The 17314-nt window shown below is 65.6% G+C and carries 15 protein-coding genes; 2 read left to right on the top strand and 13 right to left on the bottom strand.

The features are described from left to right. A partial coding sequence (locus FY036_RS01180; protein WP_161601070.1) for a S8 family peptidase occupies window positions 1–2019 on the bottom strand: 2019 nt, incomplete at its 3' end. A gap of 315 nt (window positions 2020–2334) precedes the next feature. Between FY036_RS01180 and FY036_RS01175 the strand changes: the two genes are divergently transcribed. Beyond that, on the top strand, window positions 2335–2667 hold the full coding sequence (locus FY036_RS01175) for a hypothetical protein (RefSeq protein WP_148912892.1): 333 nt from the start codon (window positions 2335–2337) through the stop codon (window positions 2665–2667). 111 nt (window positions 2668–2778) lie between these two features. After that, window positions 2779–3939: a fumarylacetoacetate hydrolase family protein gene (locus FY036_RS01170; RefSeq protein ID WP_148912891.1), complete on the top strand. Its 1161-nt coding sequence runs from the start codon at window positions 2779–2781 to the stop codon at window positions 3937–3939. A gap of 111 nt (window positions 3940–4050) precedes the next feature. Here the strand turns inward: FY036_RS01170 and FY036_RS01165 are convergent, their stop codons facing one another. From FY036_RS01165 to FY036_RS01110, 12 genes are all read right to left on the bottom strand, one after another. Then, window positions 4051–5775, bottom strand: coding sequence for an SLC13 family permease (locus tag FY036_RS01165; RefSeq protein WP_148912890.1), 1725 nt, complete (start codon window positions 5773–5775; stop codon window positions 4051–4053). Window positions 5776–5875: 100 nt separating this feature from the next. Continuing rightward, entirely contained in the window at window positions 5876–6979 is a 1104-nt protein-coding gene (locus FY036_RS01160; protein WP_148912889.1) for a sulfate/molybdate ABC transporter ATP-binding protein, read from the bottom strand. Between the two features lie 10 nt (window positions 6980–6989). After that, window positions 6990–7886 carry a sulfate ABC transporter permease subunit CysW gene (gene cysW, locus FY036_RS01155; protein ID WP_148912888.1) on the bottom strand — a complete coding sequence of 299 codons (897 nt, stop codon included), beginning with the start codon at window positions 7884–7886 and terminating at the stop codon, window positions 6990–6992. Continuing rightward, window positions 7879–8718, bottom strand: coding sequence for a sulfate ABC transporter permease subunit CysT (gene cysT / locus FY036_RS01150; RefSeq protein ID WP_148912887.1), 840 nt, complete (start codon window positions 8716–8718; stop codon window positions 7879–7881). The genes cysW and cysT overlap by 8 nt, the downstream gene beginning before the upstream one ends. A gap of 77 nt (window positions 8719–8795) precedes the next feature. Then, window positions 8796–9812, bottom strand: coding sequence for a sulfate ABC transporter substrate-binding protein (locus tag FY036_RS01145; RefSeq protein ID WP_148912886.1), 1017 nt, complete (start codon window positions 9810–9812; stop codon window positions 8796–8798). Window positions 9813–9910: 98 nt separating this feature from the next. Further along, window positions 9911–10360 (bottom strand): RrF2 family transcriptional regulator, encoded by a 450-nt coding sequence (locus FY036_RS01140; protein WP_148912885.1) that lies wholly within the window; start codon window positions 10358–10360, stop codon window positions 9911–9913. A 116-nt stretch (window positions 10361–10476) separates the two neighbouring features. Next, on the bottom strand, window positions 10477–11376 hold the full coding sequence (locus FY036_RS01135; RefSeq protein WP_148912884.1) for a dihydrodipicolinate synthase family protein: 900 nt from the start codon (window positions 11374–11376) through the stop codon (window positions 10477–10479). A 26-nt stretch (window positions 11377–11402) separates the two neighbouring features. After that, on the bottom strand, window positions 11403–13160 hold the full coding sequence (gene araD, locus FY036_RS01130) for an L-arabinonate dehydratase (protein ID WP_148912883.1): 1758 nt from the start codon (window positions 13158–13160) through the stop codon (window positions 11403–11405). Further along, entirely contained in the window at window positions 13147–14310 is a 1164-nt protein-coding gene (locus tag FY036_RS01125; RefSeq protein ID WP_148912882.1) for a mandelate racemase/muconate lactonizing enzyme family protein, read from the bottom strand. Before FY036_RS01125 ends, araD begins: the two co-directional genes overlap by 14 nt. 15 nt (window positions 14311–14325) lie before the next feature. Beyond that, window positions 14326–15612 carry a TRAP transporter large permease gene (locus FY036_RS01120; RefSeq protein ID WP_148912881.1) on the bottom strand — a complete coding sequence of 429 codons (1287 nt, stop codon included), beginning with the start codon at window positions 15610–15612 and terminating at the stop codon, window positions 14326–14328. Window positions 15613–15628: 16 nt separating this feature from the next. After that, window positions 15629–16150, bottom strand: a complete 522-nt coding sequence (locus FY036_RS01115) for a TRAP transporter small permease (RefSeq protein WP_148912880.1) — start codon at window positions 16148–16150, stop codon at window positions 15629–15631. Window positions 16151–16216: 66 nt separating this feature from the next. After that, window positions 16217–17203: a TRAP transporter substrate-binding protein gene (locus tag FY036_RS01110; RefSeq protein WP_148912879.1), complete on the bottom strand. Its 987-nt coding sequence runs from the start codon at window positions 17201–17203 to the stop codon at window positions 16217–16219. Between the last annotated feature and the right edge of the window lie 111 nt (window positions 17204–17314).

Here is a 17314-nt window from a genome sequence, read left to right as displayed (position 1 = left end):
GGCACCCGTCAGACCGCGAACCGCACCAGGCGCAGGAAGAACCGAAATCGTGCTCGCATTCGCAAAATTGTCGTTCGAGGGTACAGCAGAACCACCCTGGACGTTCAACGTGATCGAGCCTTCCTGGGCAGGGTAGCCAAGCCCGGCCCAGCCGACTACTGCGATCTGATACTGGGTGCCGGCTACTCCATTGAAGGTGACCCGGGACTGGACGGTCATGTAGTCCGCGTCGTCGTTTTCCGCGACCAGCGTCAGGGACGATACGGAGGAGCCTCTGTATACGCTTAGGACAGTATCCAGATCGTAACCGTCCTCACGACGGCTTCCCAGCGTGTCGATGGTGATCGGGCCCGAACTAGCTGGTGTGAAGCGCCACCACACGCTGTTGCGCGAGCGCTCGAAGCCGGCATGTATAGGCTCGCCGTTTTCGGCAGTAGCCCTCACGTTCGTGCCGGTCACCGTTCTCGTCGCTCCCGCCGCGGCGGGCGCTATCGTGATGCGGTTGACGAAGTTGTCGTTGGCGGGCGCGCCGGGGGGCGGGGGCGGGGTGCCGCCGCCGAGCACGATGCGTGCGCTGTTGACGTTGATGCGCGGCTTGGTGACGCCGGCAGACGAGATGCCCGTGCCGGTCGACTTCAGTGCATTCTCGATCTGGTCCACGGTCGCATTCGGGAACGCTTGGCGCAGGGTCGCGAATGCGCCGGCGACGTGCGGCGAAGCCATCGACGTGCCGGAACTGTAGTCGAAATAGTTGTTGCTGCTGCCGTTGATGTAGGACGAATAGATGTCGGAGCCGGGCGCCACGACGTCTATCAGGTTGCCCCAGTTGGAGAAGCTCGAGCGGCCGTCCCACTTGGTGGAGGAGCCCACCGTCACCGCGCTGGAAATGCAGCCCGGTGCCGCGACGGCGCTGTCGAAGCCGTCATTGCCAGCGGCGATGACGGTCGCGATGCGTACGGCCTTGAGCTGGTCGATGATCGGCTTGCGGGGATCGCTGTCGCATCTCGACGTGATCTCGCCGCCGCCGAGGCTCATGTTCACCGCAGCGATGCGGTAGGTGCTCCGAAGCGCGTAGACGCGTTCCAAACCCCTGATCTGGTCGCTGGGATAGGTCATGACGCATGCAGTGGGCAGGCCGCAAGTGCTTGCTGGAAAACGTGAAAACACGTTGATGGAGATCAGCCTGGCGTCACGCGCCACGCCGCTGGTCGGCTGTCCCGACTGCGGAGAGGTGTTCCATCCGGCGACCGTTCCGGCCACGTGCGTACCATGGCCGCAGCCCGAGACGTTGCTGGCCGTGCAGTCCTCGCCGGAGCCTGTAGCCGTCGATGATGAGACACCGCCGGGGCAGAGGCTTACCGATCCTTCCGCGTTGTTGGTGGTGCTGTAGCAGGCTTCGGACGTGATCCTGCTCGACAGAAAGACGTGGCCGCGCCGGCCGCCGGTGTCGAGCACGGCCACGTGGTAGCCGTTGCCCGTGGCACCCGCCGCATACATCTGCGGCATCTGGATCAGCGAGAGCGAATCGCGCAGCAGCGGCGGCTGCGGCCGGTCCTCGACGATCGCCGTCACGTTCGGGTCTGCGGCGAGACTGGCGAGCTCCTCCGCCGTGGCGGTGATGGCGAACATCGGCGAGAAATCCATCAGCTTGATGTTCTTTCCCTCCGAGGCTGCCGGCGACGACAGCGCGCCTGCGGGCAGCACGGCGCCGAGCACCTTCTGCTGCATCGCGCGAATGGCGCTGGTCTGCGCCTCGTCGGCGGCCTGGGGGCTCGCGAAGCTTGCCGCGTCTGGCACGGGCGGCATGGCGAAACGCACGATCACCGGCACGCCTTCGCCCGGCCTGCCTGCCAGCCTGGACCAGAGGGCTTCGTGGCCCTCGACCTTCTGGGCCACTGCTGCCGGAGCCGCGCCGCTTGCCCAAGACGGCATTGCCGTCATCGCCCCCGTCGAAACCACCATGCCCCACGCTATCGCGCCCAGCAGGCGCTTGCGCCAGACGAACCTCTTACCCGCCATCCCGGCCTCCTTTGAGTGAAAAAAGAGAAGTCCCGGAACGACTGAAGTGCCACATCGAGCGTCGATTGCGCGTGCCGGCATCGATCCGCACAATGCGAATCGAGCCGCCGGGACAACCACCTTGCGGTGTGGGTTGGCTGTTACGGGCAACGGGCCACCGCGCGTATCCGAAATGCCCGTGCGCATAGCGTTTTGCCCCTCGGCATAGCTCTTCGGGCAGGCCGACCGGCCGCCGCAAACCCGATGGAAATGCGCGTGCGTCGCGCCCGTCGATGCTACTATGCGGCAAGGGGGCGATGCTGAAGGAGCCGTACCATGATGATGCGCGTCTATCGTTGCACCGTGATCGAGGGCAGGGAAACGGAGTTCAGGGAGTTCGCCTTCGGCAAGAGCCACCCATGGCTCCGCTCCCGGCCGGGCCTCGTCGCGTTCTACGGCGGAAGGCCGCTTCCCACGAGCACCGACCGCACCCGCTGCATGGTGCAGCTCTGGGAAAGCGCCAATGCGCTGCGCGCCGCCATCGGCGACAATTGGGAACAGCAGCCGCAACTGGCCGACGAGGTGCGCGGCTTCATCGACCGGGCATGGGTCGAGCACTACGAGGTGGCGGACGAGTTCCGGGCGGGGGCGGAGCCGCCCGTCCAGTAGCGCTGGCTGGTACGACACGCCGACACGCCTTGGGCTTTTCCCTTCGGGCCGAACGCGTTACGAGGGACGATGCGAAGCGGCGCCGCCGCGGGCTCGAGGGAGGAGAGGTTCATGAACGACAAGCGGTTGCAGCTGCCGCAGCAGGGTATCTTTGTCGGCCGCGTGCGCGCGCCCGGCGTGCCGCATCCGCTGGTGGTGACGGTTCGTGACGGCCACGTCCTCGACATCACGTCGAGCGCCGCGCCCACCGTGCGCGACATCTGCGAGATGGAAGACCCGGCCGCCTATGTCGCTTCGGCGCAGGGCCGCGATCTCGGGCGTCTGGACGATATCGCGGCGAACAGCTTTCCGGGAGCGCGCGACGAAGACACGCCCTTTCTCCTCTCGCCGGTCGATCTCCATGCGGTGAAGGCCTCCGGCGTCACCTTCGTCGTCAGCCTGCTGGAACGCGTGATCGAGGAGCAGGCGAGGGGCGACGCCACGAGGGCGGAGGCGATACGCGCCGACATCGCCACCCATATCGGCCACGACCTGTCGAAGCTGAAGCCGGGATCGCCCGAGGCGATGGCCATCAAGGCGGGGCTGATCGAGCGGGGCGTGTGGTCGCAGTACCTCGAGGTAGGCATCGGGCCGGATGCCGAGATCTTCACCAAATGCCAGCCGCTTGCCTCCGTCGGTTTCGGGGCGGATGTCGGCCTGCATCCGGTTTCGACCTGGAACAACCCGGAACCCGAAATCGCCGTCGTGGCGGCAAGCTCCGGCCGCATTGTCGGCGCGACGCTGGGCAACGACGTCAACCTTCGCGATGTCGAGGGGCGGTCGGCGCTGCTGCTCGGCAAGGCCAAGGACAACAATGCGTCGGCAGCGCTGGGGCCGTTCATCAGGCTTTTCGACAGCGGATTCTCGCTGGCCGATGTCGAGCGCGAGGAGGTCGGCCTGCGCGTCGCAGGGGAAGATGGCTTCGTGCTGGACGGTTCGAGCTCGATGGCGCAGATCAGCCGTTCGCCGGAAGAGCTCGTCGCAGCCGCCATGGGCGCGCATCACCAGTATCCCGATGGCCTCGTGCTCTATCTGGGCACCATGTTCGCGCCGACCAAGGATCGCGGCGAGGGAGGTAAGGGCTTCACGCACAAGGAAGGCGACATCGTCACGATCTCGTCGGACAAGCTCGGAAGCCTGGTCAACACCGTGCGCCTGTCCACGCAGTGCGCGCCGTGGACCTACGGCGCGGGCAGCCTGATGCGCGATCTCGCGGAGGCCGGGCTGATCTGAAGAAGGTCTAGCGCATGTCTCCCGAAAGTGGGAACCGGTTTCGGGACAAAGACATGCGTTAAAACAGGTAGCTAAAGCGCATGGAGCGAATCTGAAAGATCGCGACGCGCTTTAGATCCAGAACGCCCAGATGGCGGCCAGACCTGCCCCGGCCGCGGCCAGCGTCACAGGCCAGCCTGCGCGCAGATAATCTGCGAAGCGGTAGGGCCCAAGCCCCATGACGACCATGTTGTTGTGGTGGCCGAACGGCGTGAGGAAGTCGATCGACGCGCCCATCGCGGCCGCCAGAAGCACGGGCTCCGGCGGTATTCCCGCCATCTGCGCGAGGCCGATGGCGACGGGGCCGAGCACGATCGCCGTCGATGCGTTGTTGACGAAGGGGGTGATGAGCACGGCCAGCAGAAGCACGACGGCAACCGGCATCAGCGCCATGTCGGAGGGCAGGGCGGTCGTCAACCCGGCCGCGAGCATCTGGGCGGTGCCGGTCGTCTCCACCGCCAGCCCCAGCGGGATCATGGCGGCCAGCATGATGAGGATCGGCCAGTTGAGATCGGCAAGGCCGCTGCGCAGGTTCAGGTAGCCGGAGGCCGCCAGCGCCAGCACGACGAGGCCGAACGCGATTTCGGGCGGCACGAAGCCGGTGGCCGCAAGCGCGACGCCCAGCATGAAGAACCCGAGCGGCAGGCGGGTTTCCAGCGGCGGTGGGGAGGTGGGCAACCGCCCGAGCGCCAACGCTTCGGTTTCGGCCAGCGCTTCAGCGATTGCTTCGGCGTGGCCTTCAAGATGGAGAATATCGCCGATCGAAAGCCGCACGTCGCCGAAACCGCCTTCAAGGCGCGGTGTGCGGGCGGAAACCGCTAGGATGCGCACGCCACGTCTGGAAAACGGCTCGGCGGTCGCGATTCGCGAACCGACCAGCGTGCTTTCGGGCATGATGACGGCCTCGGTCCGCTCGCCGGGCAGGGTGGCGCCCCTGCGCGGCCATTGCAGGTCGCCCGCCTTCACCGCGGTCTCGATCTCGTCAAGGGTCGCTTCGACCAACAGCAGGTCGCCGGGCTGAACCGGCGTATCGCCACGCGCTATGAACAGATGCGCCCCGTCTCGCGACACGGCATGGAGCGCCATGGTGAAACCGGATAGCGGCTGACCCGCCAGCGTCGATGCAGGCGACACTTCCAACTCGGCCACCACCTTCTGCGCCGCAGGTCGCAGCTCGCCCTCGACTGAATCCTCCCTGAACGCGCGCGGCATCCAGATGACGATTGCGATCAGGCCGGCGATGGCTGCGGGAATGCCCGCCCATGCGAAGTCGAAAAAGCCGAAGCCGCGCCCCGTTGCCGCCTGTAGCTGCTGGCTCGCGATCAGGTTTGCCGGCGTGCCCACCACCGAGCACAGACCGCCAAGCAGTGCCGCAAAGGCGATGGGCATCATCACCCTGCGGGGCGGGATGCCGGTGGTGCGGCATATGCTGGTCGCCACGGGGATCATCAGCGCCAGCGCGCCGATATTGTTCATGATGACCGACAGCAGCGCAGATGCCGCCGCCATCGCCGCGACGGTCAGCGTCTGCGAACCGGCCAGCCCGAGAATATGCTTCGCCAGATCGTCCAGCAGGCGCGTGCGTGCCAGAACCTGCACGATGAGGAGGATTTCGACGACCGTAATGACCGCCGGGTTGGCGAAGCCGGAAAACACGTCTCGCACGGGCACCAGCCCGAGCAGCGCGGCGATGCCAAGACCCGCCAGCGCGACGATTTCCATGCGCCATCGGTCGAGCGCGAACACGACCAGCAGGCCCGCAAGCAGAATGATGATCGCTGCCTGTTCGAAGGTCACGTCCTGTCCTCGATGCCTATCGGGTCGGCGCAGCCTTGCGCCGTGCCGCTACCCATAGCATCGAAAACGCGGCAGCACGAACGGGCCAACCGTGCGGGCGTCAGGTTCCGGTGGGGGCGAGTTCCACGATCTCCGCCGGTTGCCTGCGCAGGGGGTGCGCGCCGGAGGATTGCGGAAACACCTTCCACTTTTTGGGGCGGAACGCCACGCGGCTGCGCCCGACAGCCGGGTGGTCCGCCGGCAGTTCGATCTCCACACGGTGCTGCGCGCCGCCGATCTCCAGCTCCACGTGGCGCGTGCCGGCAACCCTGCGGCTGGCCGCCACCGTGCCCACTATGCAGCCGTTGCCGCCCTCCACCAGTTCTACGTCGTGGGGCCGGAAGTAGAGCTGCGCCGAACCCTCCGGCGCATCCTTCGCCGTCAGGCCGATGCTGCGGTCATCCAGCCAGACCTGGCCTTTCTCGACGGTGACCGGCAGCGAGCTGGATTCGCCGATGAAGCCGTAGACGAAGGGCGAGTTTGGCTGGTCGTAGACGTCGTCGGCGGAACCGACCTGCTCGATCCTGCCCTGGCTCATCACCACTACGCGGTCGGCCAGTTCCAGCGCCTCTTCCTGATCGTGGGTCACGAAGACCGTGGTGTGGCCCGTCGCTTCATGGATTTCGCGCAGCCATCGGCGCAGTTCGCGCCGCACCTGCGCGTCGAGCGCGCCGAACGGTTCGTCGAGAAGCAGCACGCGTGGCTCGATGGCCAGCGCGCGCGCCAGCGCCACGCGCTGCCGCTGGCCGCCCGAGAGCTGGCTGGGATAGCGCTTTTCCAGTCCCGAGAGCTGTACGAGGTCGAGCAGTTCGAGCGCGCGACGCCGGATTTCGGCCTTGGGCGGCCGGGTGCGGGAAGGGCGCACCTTGAGGCCGTAGCCGATGTTGTCGGCAACGCTCATGTGCTTGAAAAGCGCGTAGTGCTGGAAGACGAAGCCGACGTTGCGCTCCTGCACCGATTTGCGCGACGCGTCCTCATCGCCGAAATAGATCGCGCCGCCTGTCGGAAAATCGAGCCCGGCGATCAGCCGCAGCAGTGTCGTCTTGCCCGAGCCCGAAGGCCCCAGCAGCGCGATCAGTTCGCCGGACCGGATGTCGAGCGAGACATCGTGGAGGGCTGGAAAGCGCTCGAATTCCTTGCGAACGTTCTGGATACTGACTTCCATGGTATTTTCCTCAATGTCCCCTGACGCCGGACGCAAGCTGGTCGGCGTAGCGCCATTCGAGCCACGACTTGATGACGAGCGTCACCAGGGCCAGCCCGGCCAGCACCGATGCGAGGCTGAAGGCAGCCACCGCGGCGTATTCGTTGTAGAAGAGTTCGACCTGCAGCGGCATGGTCACCGTCTCGCCGCGCAGCTTTCCGGACAGCACCGACACGGCGCCGAATTCGCCCATCGCGCGCGCATTGCACAGTAGCACGCCGTAGAGCAGCGCCCACTTCACATTCGGTAGCGTGACGTACCAGAAGGTCTGCCAGCCATTCGCGCCCAGCGAGATGGAGGCTTCTTCCTCGCTGGTTCCCTGCTCCTGCATCAGCGGTATCAGTTCGCGCGCGATGAAGGGGAAGGTGACGAAGATCGTCGCCAGCACCACGCCCGGCACCGCGAAGATGATGCGGACGTTGAAGTTCTCAAGCAGGAATCCGCCGATGACCGAGTTGCTGCCCAGCAGCAGAATGTAGACCAGTCCGGCCACGACCGGCGACACCGAGAAGGGCAGGTCGATCAGCGAGATGAGGAACGCGCGGCCGCGAAACCTGTATTTGGCGATGGCCCAGGCGGCCGCGACACCGAAGACGAGGTTGCACGGCACCGCGATCGCCGCGACCAGCAGGGTCAGCCATATGGCGGCGCGCGCATCGGCGTTGCTGAAGGTGGCAAGGTATTGGCCGAAACCCATCCGCAGCGCCTCGGCGAAAACCGAGACCAGCGGCAGCACCAGGAAGAGGGCGAGCAGCACGAAGGTGAGCGAGATCAGCACCGCCCTGACGGCGAGGCTCTCGGTCACCGGCGAGCGGAAGTCGCGTTCGTGGTCGATTGTGTTGCCGGCATGCAAGATGGCGTCAGACATTGCCGAACCTCCTGTAGGTCCAGCTCTGGATGAGGTTGATCGCGAGCAGGATGAGGAAGGACACCGTCAGCATGACGGCTGCGATGGCGGCCGCACCCGCATAGTTGAATTCCTCCAGCCGGAAGACGATCAGCAGCGGCAGGATCTCCGTCTGTCGCGGGATGTTGCCGGCAATGAAGATGACGGAGCCGTATTCACCCACGGCCCGCGCGAAGGCCAGCGCGAAGCCGGTCAGGATCGCCGGCAGCAGCGTCGGCAGCATGACGCCGACGATGGTTCGCAGACGCGATGCGCCCAGCGTCGCCGAGGCTTCCTCGATCTCGGTGCTGAAATCCTCCAGAACCGGCTGCACGCTGCGCACGACGAAGGGCAGGCCAATGAAGACGAGCGCGATCCAGATGCCGATGGGCGTGTAGGCGATGCGGATGCCGTGGGGCGCGAAAAGGCTGCCGACCCAGCCGTTTGGGGCGTAGATCGCCGTGAGCGCTATGCCCGCCACTGCCGTCGGCAATGCGAAGGGCAAATCCACGATGGCATCGACGATCCTGCGGCCGGGAAAGGTGTAGCGCACCAGAACCCAGGCGATGAGCACGCCGATGACGACGTTGAACATCGCGGCCAGCAGCGAGGCGCCGAAGCTGAGGCGCAGGGCGGCGAGGAAGCGCTGCCCGGTGACGATGCTCGTGAAGCCTGCCCAGTCGAGTTCGAAGGTGCGGTAGTAGATGCCCAGTATGGGTATGATGACGATAAGGAAGAGCCAGAAGAGCGTGAAGCCGAAGGTCACGCGAAAACCCGGAATGATGCTCGGTTCCCTGAACCGGAATTGTGCCATGTTCGGCGGTCCCCTGCCTTGGTGTGCCTGAGGGAGCCGCACGGCTGCGCGGCTCCCTGACGGGCGATCGGTCGGTATCAGTTCGCCGAATAGATCTGGTCGAATATGCCGCCGTCGGAGAAGTGCTTCTCCTGCGCTTCACCCCAGCCGCCGAAGTCGTTGATGTTCACGAGCTTGAGCTGCGGAAAGCGTGCCGCGTCCTCAGGGTCCGCATATTCGATCTCGAGCGGACGATAGTAGTGCGAGGCGATCAGCTTCTGGCTTTCCGGCGTGTAGAGATACTCCAGATAGGCGGTCGCAAGCTCCCGCGTGCCGTTGCGCTCGACGTTCTTGTCGACGATGGCGACCGGCGGCTCGGCGAGGATCGACAGCGGCGGCACCACGATGTCGAACGAGCCTGGCCCGAGTTCCTCGAGCGCCAGGAACGCCTCGTTCTCCCAGGCCAGTAGCACGTCGCCCAGCCCGCGCTGGACGAAGGTGGTGGTGGAGCCGCGCGCTCCGCTGTCAAGCACCGGCACGTTCTCGTAGAGCTTGCGCACGAACTCCTGCGCCGCCGCTTCGTCCCCGCCGGTGCGGTCGAGTTCGTAGGCCCAGGCGGCGAGATAGTTCCAGCGCGCGCCGCCGGAGGTCTTCGGGTTGGGCGTGATGACCTCGACGCCGTCCTGGGTCAGGTCGTCCCAATCCTGGATGTTCTTGGGATTGCCCGAGCGCACGAGGAACACGATGGTGGAGGTGTAGGGGGCCGAGTTGTCGGGGAACTGGTCCTGCCAGCCTTCCTCGATCAGGCCTGCCTTCTGGATCTGGTCGATGTCGCCGGCCAGAGCCAGGCTGACCACGTCGGCCGGCAGCCCGTCGATGACGGTGCGGGCCTGCGCGCCGGATCCGCCATGGGTGACGGTGATCGTCACGTCGCGGCCGGTGGTTTCCTTCCAGTGTGCGGCGAACGCCTCGTTGTACTCGCGGTAGAGTTCCCGGGTGGGGTCGTAGGATACGTTGGTCAGCGCGTCCTGTGCGAGAGCGAAGCCGAGGCCGCCGAACTGGACCGAAGCCGCGACCGCGGCGGTGAGAAGAAGAGACTTTCGATTGAGCAGCATGGCACCCTCCGTGTTTGCCCCTAAACCCTATCGAAGTGGTCGTGTAATAGAATGCAGCAACGTTCCAAATACCGCGTGGTTCCGGAAATGACTTTCTCCTAACCGGCCAGAACCGTGCGCGTTGTTGCGCTCGTGCCGCCGATCGCGTCGGCCAGCGTGGTGCGATCCAGAACGCCGCGTGTGGCTTCGGCCACGCGGGCGAAAACCTTGCGCACTTCGCAGGTCGCTTCGTCCGCGCAGTCCTCGCAGGGGCGGTAGGCCATGCGCGAAAGGCAGGGCAGGGGCGCGACCGGCCCATCGATGATGCGCAGCACCTCGCCGAAGGTGATTTCGGCCGGCTGCTTCAGCATCATGTACCCGCCCGCCTTGCCGCGCCGGCTCGTCACGATGCCGTGGTGCTTGAGATCGAGCAGGATCTGTTCGAGAAATTTCTTCGGGATGTTCTGCCGCTCGGCGATGTCGGCGATCATGACGACTTCGGCGGGGTCGTCCTGCCGCGCCAGCGCCACGAGGGCACGCAGCGCGTATTTGGCTTTCTGGGAGATCATGGACCTGCTCGCGTCGTGCACGGCGGCACGTCTGCGGTTACCGCCTCTTCACGACAGGAATAGTCGTGTTGTGCCCGCCGGGTCAACCGTCCGGCGGTATCTCCCGCAAAGCCGGCCTAGACCAGCCCGCTCGACTTTAGGAACGAGCGCAGCCGCGACGACTGGCTCTCCGTCAGCGGCCATGCGGATGGCGGGCGCGTCGGGCCGCAATCGAGGCCGAGCTCGATGAGCGCGGATTTCACGCCGGTCACGTTCGTCCCGTTGAGTTCCTCGGCACGGATGACCTCGAACTCCTTCATGGCGCCGATCAGCGCGTTGGCCCCGGCATAGTCGCCGGCTTCCAGCGCCGTGTGGATGGCGACCGACCGTTCCGGCCACACATTGATGAGGCCGGAAGTGAAACCACGCGCGCCGACCGCATAGAAGGCCGGCGCCCACACCTCGGCCAGCCCGCCCACCCAGACGATATGGTCGGGGCTTTCGGCAATCGCTTCAGAAAGGCGCAGCGCATTCGGCGTCGCCCATTTCACGCCGCGCACGCCCTCGATCGAGCACAGCTCGGCGATGGTGCGGAGCCCGATGGCGTCGTTGCGCAGGTAGAGCACCAGCGGCGTGCCGTCGCCCGCCTCGGCCACGCGCTTGACATAGTCGACAGTGCCGCGCGGCGAGACGAACGGGTCCGGCGGCTGGTGCACCATCAGGCCCGCCGCGCCGGCCTTGGCAGACTCGCCAGCCAGCCTGCACGCATCCTTCACGCCGCGCCCCACGCCCGCCAGCAGCGGCGCGCGGTCGCCCACCAGCGCGGCCACCTCATGCGCCATGCGCACGGCCTCGTCGATCGTCAGTGCGTAGAACTCGCCGGTATTGCCGTTGACCACGGGCATATGGACGCCCGCCTTGATCGCCTTGTCGATGACCGGCGTCAGCCGCGCGGGCGCGATCTCGCCGTCGGCCCCGTAGGGCGTGACGAGAATGCCGGAAATGCCGGTCAGCGCGGCTTGAAAACGGTCGGACATCTGCTCTTCTCCAGTCGCAATGCGTCTCAGTTGATCGCGGGGTCGCCGGCCGCCGGGCCGAAATCGCGGGTCAGGTAGTCGAAATCGCAGCCTTCGTCGGCCTGCGTCACATGCTGCTGGAACATGTGGCCCCAGCCGCGCTGGTATCGCGGCTCCGGCTTCGCCCAGCCGGCGCGGCGTACCTCCAGCTCGGCCTCGTCCACCAGCATGTCGAGGCGGCGGTTGGCGAGGTCGAGGCGTATGATGTCGCCGGTCTTCAGCAGCGCCAGCGGCCCGCCGATGAACGATTCCGGCGCGACGTGCAGGATGCACGCACCGTAGGAGGTGCCCGACATGCGCGCGTCGGAGATGCGCAGCATGTCGCGATGCCCCTGCCTGATGAGCGCCTTGGGGATCGGCAGCATGCCCCATTCGGGAAAGCCGGGGCCGCCATGCGGGCCGGCGTTGCGCAGCACCAGCACGTGATCGGGGGTGACAGCGAGGTTCTCGTCGTCCACCGCCTTCTTCATCTCCTCGTAGCTGTCGAAGACGAGCGCCGGCCCTTGATGCTGGTGGTATTTCGGGTCGCACGCCGCAGGCTTGATGACCGCGCCAGCCGGGCAGAGATTGCCGTAGAGCACGGCGAGCGATCCCTCCCGGTAGATCGGGTTGTCCAGCGGGCGGATCACGTCTTCATTGTAGACTTCCGCGTCCTCCAACGTCTGCCCGAGGGTCAGGCCTGTGCAGGTCGTCACGGACGTGTCGAGCTTGTCGCCAAGCTGCTTCATCAATGCCCGGATACCGCCGGCATAGAAGAAGTCTTCCATCAGGTAGGTGGTGCCGGAAGGCCGCACATTGGCGATGACCGGGGTGGTCCGGCCGAGCGCGTCGAGATGGTCGAGCGTCAGCGCGATGCCCGCGCGGCGCGCCATCGCGAGAAGGTGCACGACCGCGTTGGTCGAGCACCCCATGGCCATCGCTACCGTCACCGCATTGCGCACCGATGCCTCGGTGACGATGTCGCCCGGTTGCAGGTTCTCCCACATCATGTCGACGATGCGGCGGCCGACCTGCGTGCTCATGCGCTGGTGGCCCGCGTCTGCGGCGGGGATGGACGAGGCGCCCGGCAGGCACAGCCCCATCGCCTCGGCAATGGCCGTCATGGTGGATGCGGTGCCCATGGTCATGCAATGGCCGTAGGACCGCGCGATGCCGCCCTCCAGCCCGCTCCACTCGGCGTCGGAAATGTTGCCGGCCCTGCGCTCGTCCCAGTATTTCCAGGCGTCGGAGCCGGAGCCCAGCACCTTGCCGGCATGGTGACCGCGCAGCATCGGCCCGGCCGGCAGGAAGATGAAAGGCACGCCCGCGCTCAGCGCCCCCATGACGAGGCCGGGCGTGGACTTGTCGCAGCCGCCCATCAGCACTACGCCATCCAGCGGATGGGATCGGATGGTCTCCTCCGTCTCCATGGCGATCATGTTGCGGTAGAGCATCGATGTCGGCTTGGTGAAGCTCTCGTCGATGGAGATGGTTGGGATTTCGAGGCCGAGCCCGCCCGCCTGCGCCACGCCGCGTTTCACATGCTCCGCCCGCTCGCGGAAATGCGTGTGGCACGGATTGAACTCCGACCAGGTGTTGAGGATGCCGATGATCGGCTTTCCCTCCCAGTCGGCGGGGTCCAGCCCCATCTGCATCATGCGCGAGCGATGACCGAACGAGCGCAGATCGTCCGGCCCGAACCAGCGGGCACTGCGCAGCTCCTCCGGCTTGCGCCGGGCGCGTTTCGTCGCGTCAGTCGGAGACATAGCCGGCTCCGTGTGCTGCACGGTCCCATTCGACCAGCGGCGCGCGCAGCGTCTCAAGCGCGTCCTCGTCGAGTTCGACGCCGAGACCCGGCCCGTCGGGCACGATGAGGCGGTTGCCCTCGAAGCGCACGCGCTCCTTCACCACGTCCTCGACGTAGAGCAGGGGCCCGACCGTGTCGGATGCGACGTGCAGTTCGGGCACGGACGCGCCGAGGTGGACGTGCGCGGCACTGCCGATGCTCAGCTCCTGCGTGGTGCCGATCAGTACGCGGATACCTGCCAGCTCGGCCAGCGCCATCAGCTTCTTCACCTGCAGCAGCCCGCCCGAATTGACGGTGATGTTGAAGACGTCCACCGCCCCCGCGCGCAACAGCTGCATCGCCTGCGCGGCCGACGAGCAGTGTTCGGCGACGTCGACCTCCACCCGGCGGCGGATTTCAGCCATGCCCTCGAAGTCTTCGCGCCAGCTCGGGCTCTCGATAAGCTCGAACCCGAACTGCTTCAGCCGTTCATAGGCTCGCAGCGTATCCTTCCAGTAGTGGCGCGCCTGAAAGTCCAGCGCCTTGAGAATGACGCGGTCGCCGAAGCGGTCGCGCACCGCGCCGAGGAACTTCTCGTCCTTGGCGAAATCGACGCCCACATAATAGCGGAAGCGGGTGATGCCCTTCGCCGTCAGTTCCTCGATATAGCCAAGGTTGCGCTCGTAGTCGGCTTCCGCCTTCACCTGAAACAGCGGGTAGCAGATTTCCATCGCATCGCGGCACTTGCCGCCCAGCAGGTTGTAGACTGGGGTGTTCAGCGCCTTTCCGACGACATCGAAGCACGCCATGTCGATGCCTGCCGCGATCTGCGATGCCGGCGTGAAAGGCGGGTAGCTGGGGGCCGAGGCGAAGTAGTTGTGGAGGTATTTCTCCATCTCGTTGTGCATCGACTGTATCGCGAACGGGTCGCGCCCGAGAACGATCTTCTCGATGCCCACGCGCACGGCCTCCACGTCGGGCATGTACATGCGGTAGCAGTCGAGATCCGAGATTTCGCCCAGCCCGGTGATGCCTTCGTCGGTGTGCATCTGCAGGATCAGGTGCGAACTGATCGAGCCGGTGCGCCGGTGCGTCTGGATGGGCGTGAGTGTGATGCGGGATATTTTCATGTCTGGATCGGTGCCTTAGTTGGCAAGCAGCAGGTTGGGCAGCCACAGCGAAACTGCGGGCACGTAGGTCACGAGCATCAGCACAGCGAAGATCGCGAGATAGAACGGCCAGATGGTCTTGACCGTCTGTTCCATGCGGATGCCGCCGATAGTGCAACCGAGGAACAGGCACGCGCCGACGGGTGGCGTGGTCAGGCCGAGGCCGAGATTCATCATCATCAGGATGCCGAACTGCACCGGGTCCATGCCCGCCTGCACGGCCACCGGCAGGAAGATCGGCGTGCAGATCAGGATCAGCGCTGCCATGTCCATGAAACAGCCGAGGATCAGGAACGAGATGTTGATGAGCAGCAGGATGACGAACGGGTTGTCCGAAATGCCGCTCAGCGTGAACATCACCAGTTCCGGCATGCGGTAGATCGATAGCAGGTAGGCGAAGGATGCGGCGGTCGCGACAAGGATCATCACCATCGCCGTGGTGCGCACGGTCGACACCAGAGAATCCACCAGCATGCGCAGGGTCAGGGTGCGATAGAGCAGGGCGATGACCGCCAGCGCGTAGATCACGCCGATGGCCGAGCTTTCCGTAACGGTGAACACGCCCGACAGCACGCCGCCGACGATGATGACGCCGGTGAACATGCCGGGCAGGGCATGTGCGGCATAGATCAGCGTGGCGCGTACGCCGGGAAACGGCTCCGAACGATAGCCACGCTTGACCGCCACCAGATAGGCGGCCACGCACAGCGACAGGCACATCAGCACCCCCGGCACGATGCCCGCGATGAAGAGGTTGGAAATGGATGCAGCGCCGCCGGCCGCCAGCGCATACAACACCATGTTGTGGCTGGGCGGGATGACGATACCCGCGAGCGACGAGGTCACCGTCACGTTGACCGCATAATCGGTGTCGTAGCCCGCCTTCTTCATCACCGGGATGAGCATCGAACCCAGCGCCGAGGTGTCCGCGACGGCCGAGCCCGAGATGCCGCCGAACACCATCGACGAGATGACGTTGACCTGGCCAAGCCCGCCGCGCACGCGCCCGACGAGCGCGAGGCAAAGGTTGACGAGCTTCATGCCGATGCCGCCGCGCAGCATCAGCTCACCGGCGAAGATGAAGAACGGAACCGCCAGCAGCGAATAGATGCTGAGGCCGCCGACGACGCGCTGGAAGGCGATGGCGGGCGAGATGCCCTCGTAGAAGAAGGTGATGAGCGAGGCGAGGCCGAGCGCATAGGCGATCGGCATGCCGAGCCCCATCAGCACGAAAAAGAGCAGGAAGAGTATCGTCAGTCCCATTGGGGTTCTCCCGGGCTCAGAGCGAGAATGGGGCGGATTGCGGGTGAGAGGCCCGCTTGGGATCGGCAATCGCCCAGGCGATGCGCTCCGCCACGAAGATCACCGTCATCACGCCAGAGATGGCGAGCGGCAGGTAGGTGTAGGCCCGGCTCCAGCCGATCAGCGGGATGGCCTGGCGCACCGTGCGCGTCATCAGCTCGATGCCCGCATCGGCCATCGCCCAGCCGAAAAAGCCGAGCCCGACGAGCACGAACATCTCCTGCCAGTAGCGCCCGCGCGGCGAGAGCATGTCGGGGAAGATTTCGACGGCGAGGTGGAACTTCTGCCGGATGCCGACTGCCGCCAGGGGCAGCGAGATGTAGAGGATGAGCAGCAGTGCTGCCTGCTCAGTCCATGTCGGCGAGCTGTTGAGAACGTAGCGCCCCCACACCTGCCAGCCGGCGAAGATCACCAGCGATGCCATCGCCAGTGCCGAGAATGCGTAGATGATCCACACCGCGAGATCGAGGACGCGGGAGACAGCGCGAAGGATGGGCATCGGTATGCTCCGGGGAGGCGCGAAAAAACGGCCCGGCGCGATGACGCCGGGCCGGCCTGGGAAGGATTATTCGACTGCCTGGATGTCCTGCAGCAGGGCGCGCAGCTCATCGGTGTTGACGAGCTTTTCGTAGACCGGGCCCATCGCGTCGATGAAGGGCTGCTTGTCTTCGACCACGTTCACCTGCACGCCGGCCTCGGCCAGGATGGCGTTGGACTTCTCCTCGCGCTCGGCCCACAGCTCGCGCTGAAGCTCGGCAGATTCGCGTGCGGCATCGCGGAAGGTCTGCTGATCTTCTTCCGACAGGCTGTCCCACAGCGTCTTCGAGACCACCAGCGCTTCGGGCACCATCAGGTGTTCGTCTAGGCTGTAGAACTTGGCGACCTCGTAGTGACGGGTGGATTCAAACGAGGGAGAGTTGTTCTCCGCGCCGTCGATGACGCCGGTCTGCAGCGCCGTGTAGACCTCGCCGAAGGCCAGCGGCGTCGCGTTGGCGCCCAGCGCCTCGACCGTAGAGACGAAGATTTCGGCGTCGGGAACGCGGATTTTCATGCCGCTGAGGTCGGCCGGCTCATTGATCGGCTTGCTGACGGTGTAAAAGGAACGCGCTCCACCGGTGTACCAGGCCAGCGCCACCATGTTGTGGTCGGCCAGCGAGTCCGACAGGCGCTCGCCGATCTCGCCGTCCACGACGGCATACATATGCTCCGCCGAACGGAAGATATAGGGCATGGAAACGATCTGCAGCGCGGTGGCGAAATCGCCGAGGCTGCCGCCGCTGAACACGGCGAAGTCGATGCCGTCGAGCGCGAACTGCTCGATGGCGAAGCGCTGGTCGCCCAGCTGGCCGTTGTGGAAAACCGAGCCCGTATAACGCCCTTCGGTCTTTTCGGCCAGGATTTCACCGAACTTTTCCATGGCGATGGAGCCCGGATAATCCGGGACGTGCAGGTTCCATCCGCGAAGCTCGCGCGCTTCGGCGGCGACGCCGAGACAGAGTGCGCTCACGGTGGCAAGGGCGGCGATGCGGCCGAGCCGCTGTGCGATCTTCATGATTTCCCCCTTCAGGTAACGGGCAGGTAACGGGATTTTGCCGGACACTCCTCCCGGCTCGGGCCCGATATTATGAATCGCCGATTGGTTGTCAATTTATTTTATCTATTT

The organism is Neoaquamicrobium microcysteis, from assembly GCF_008180155.1.
GTDB lineage: Bacteria > Pseudomonadota > Alphaproteobacteria > Rhizobiales > Rhizobiaceae > Aerobium > Aerobium microcysteis.
This window is presented reverse-complemented; position numbering and strand designations above follow the sequence as displayed.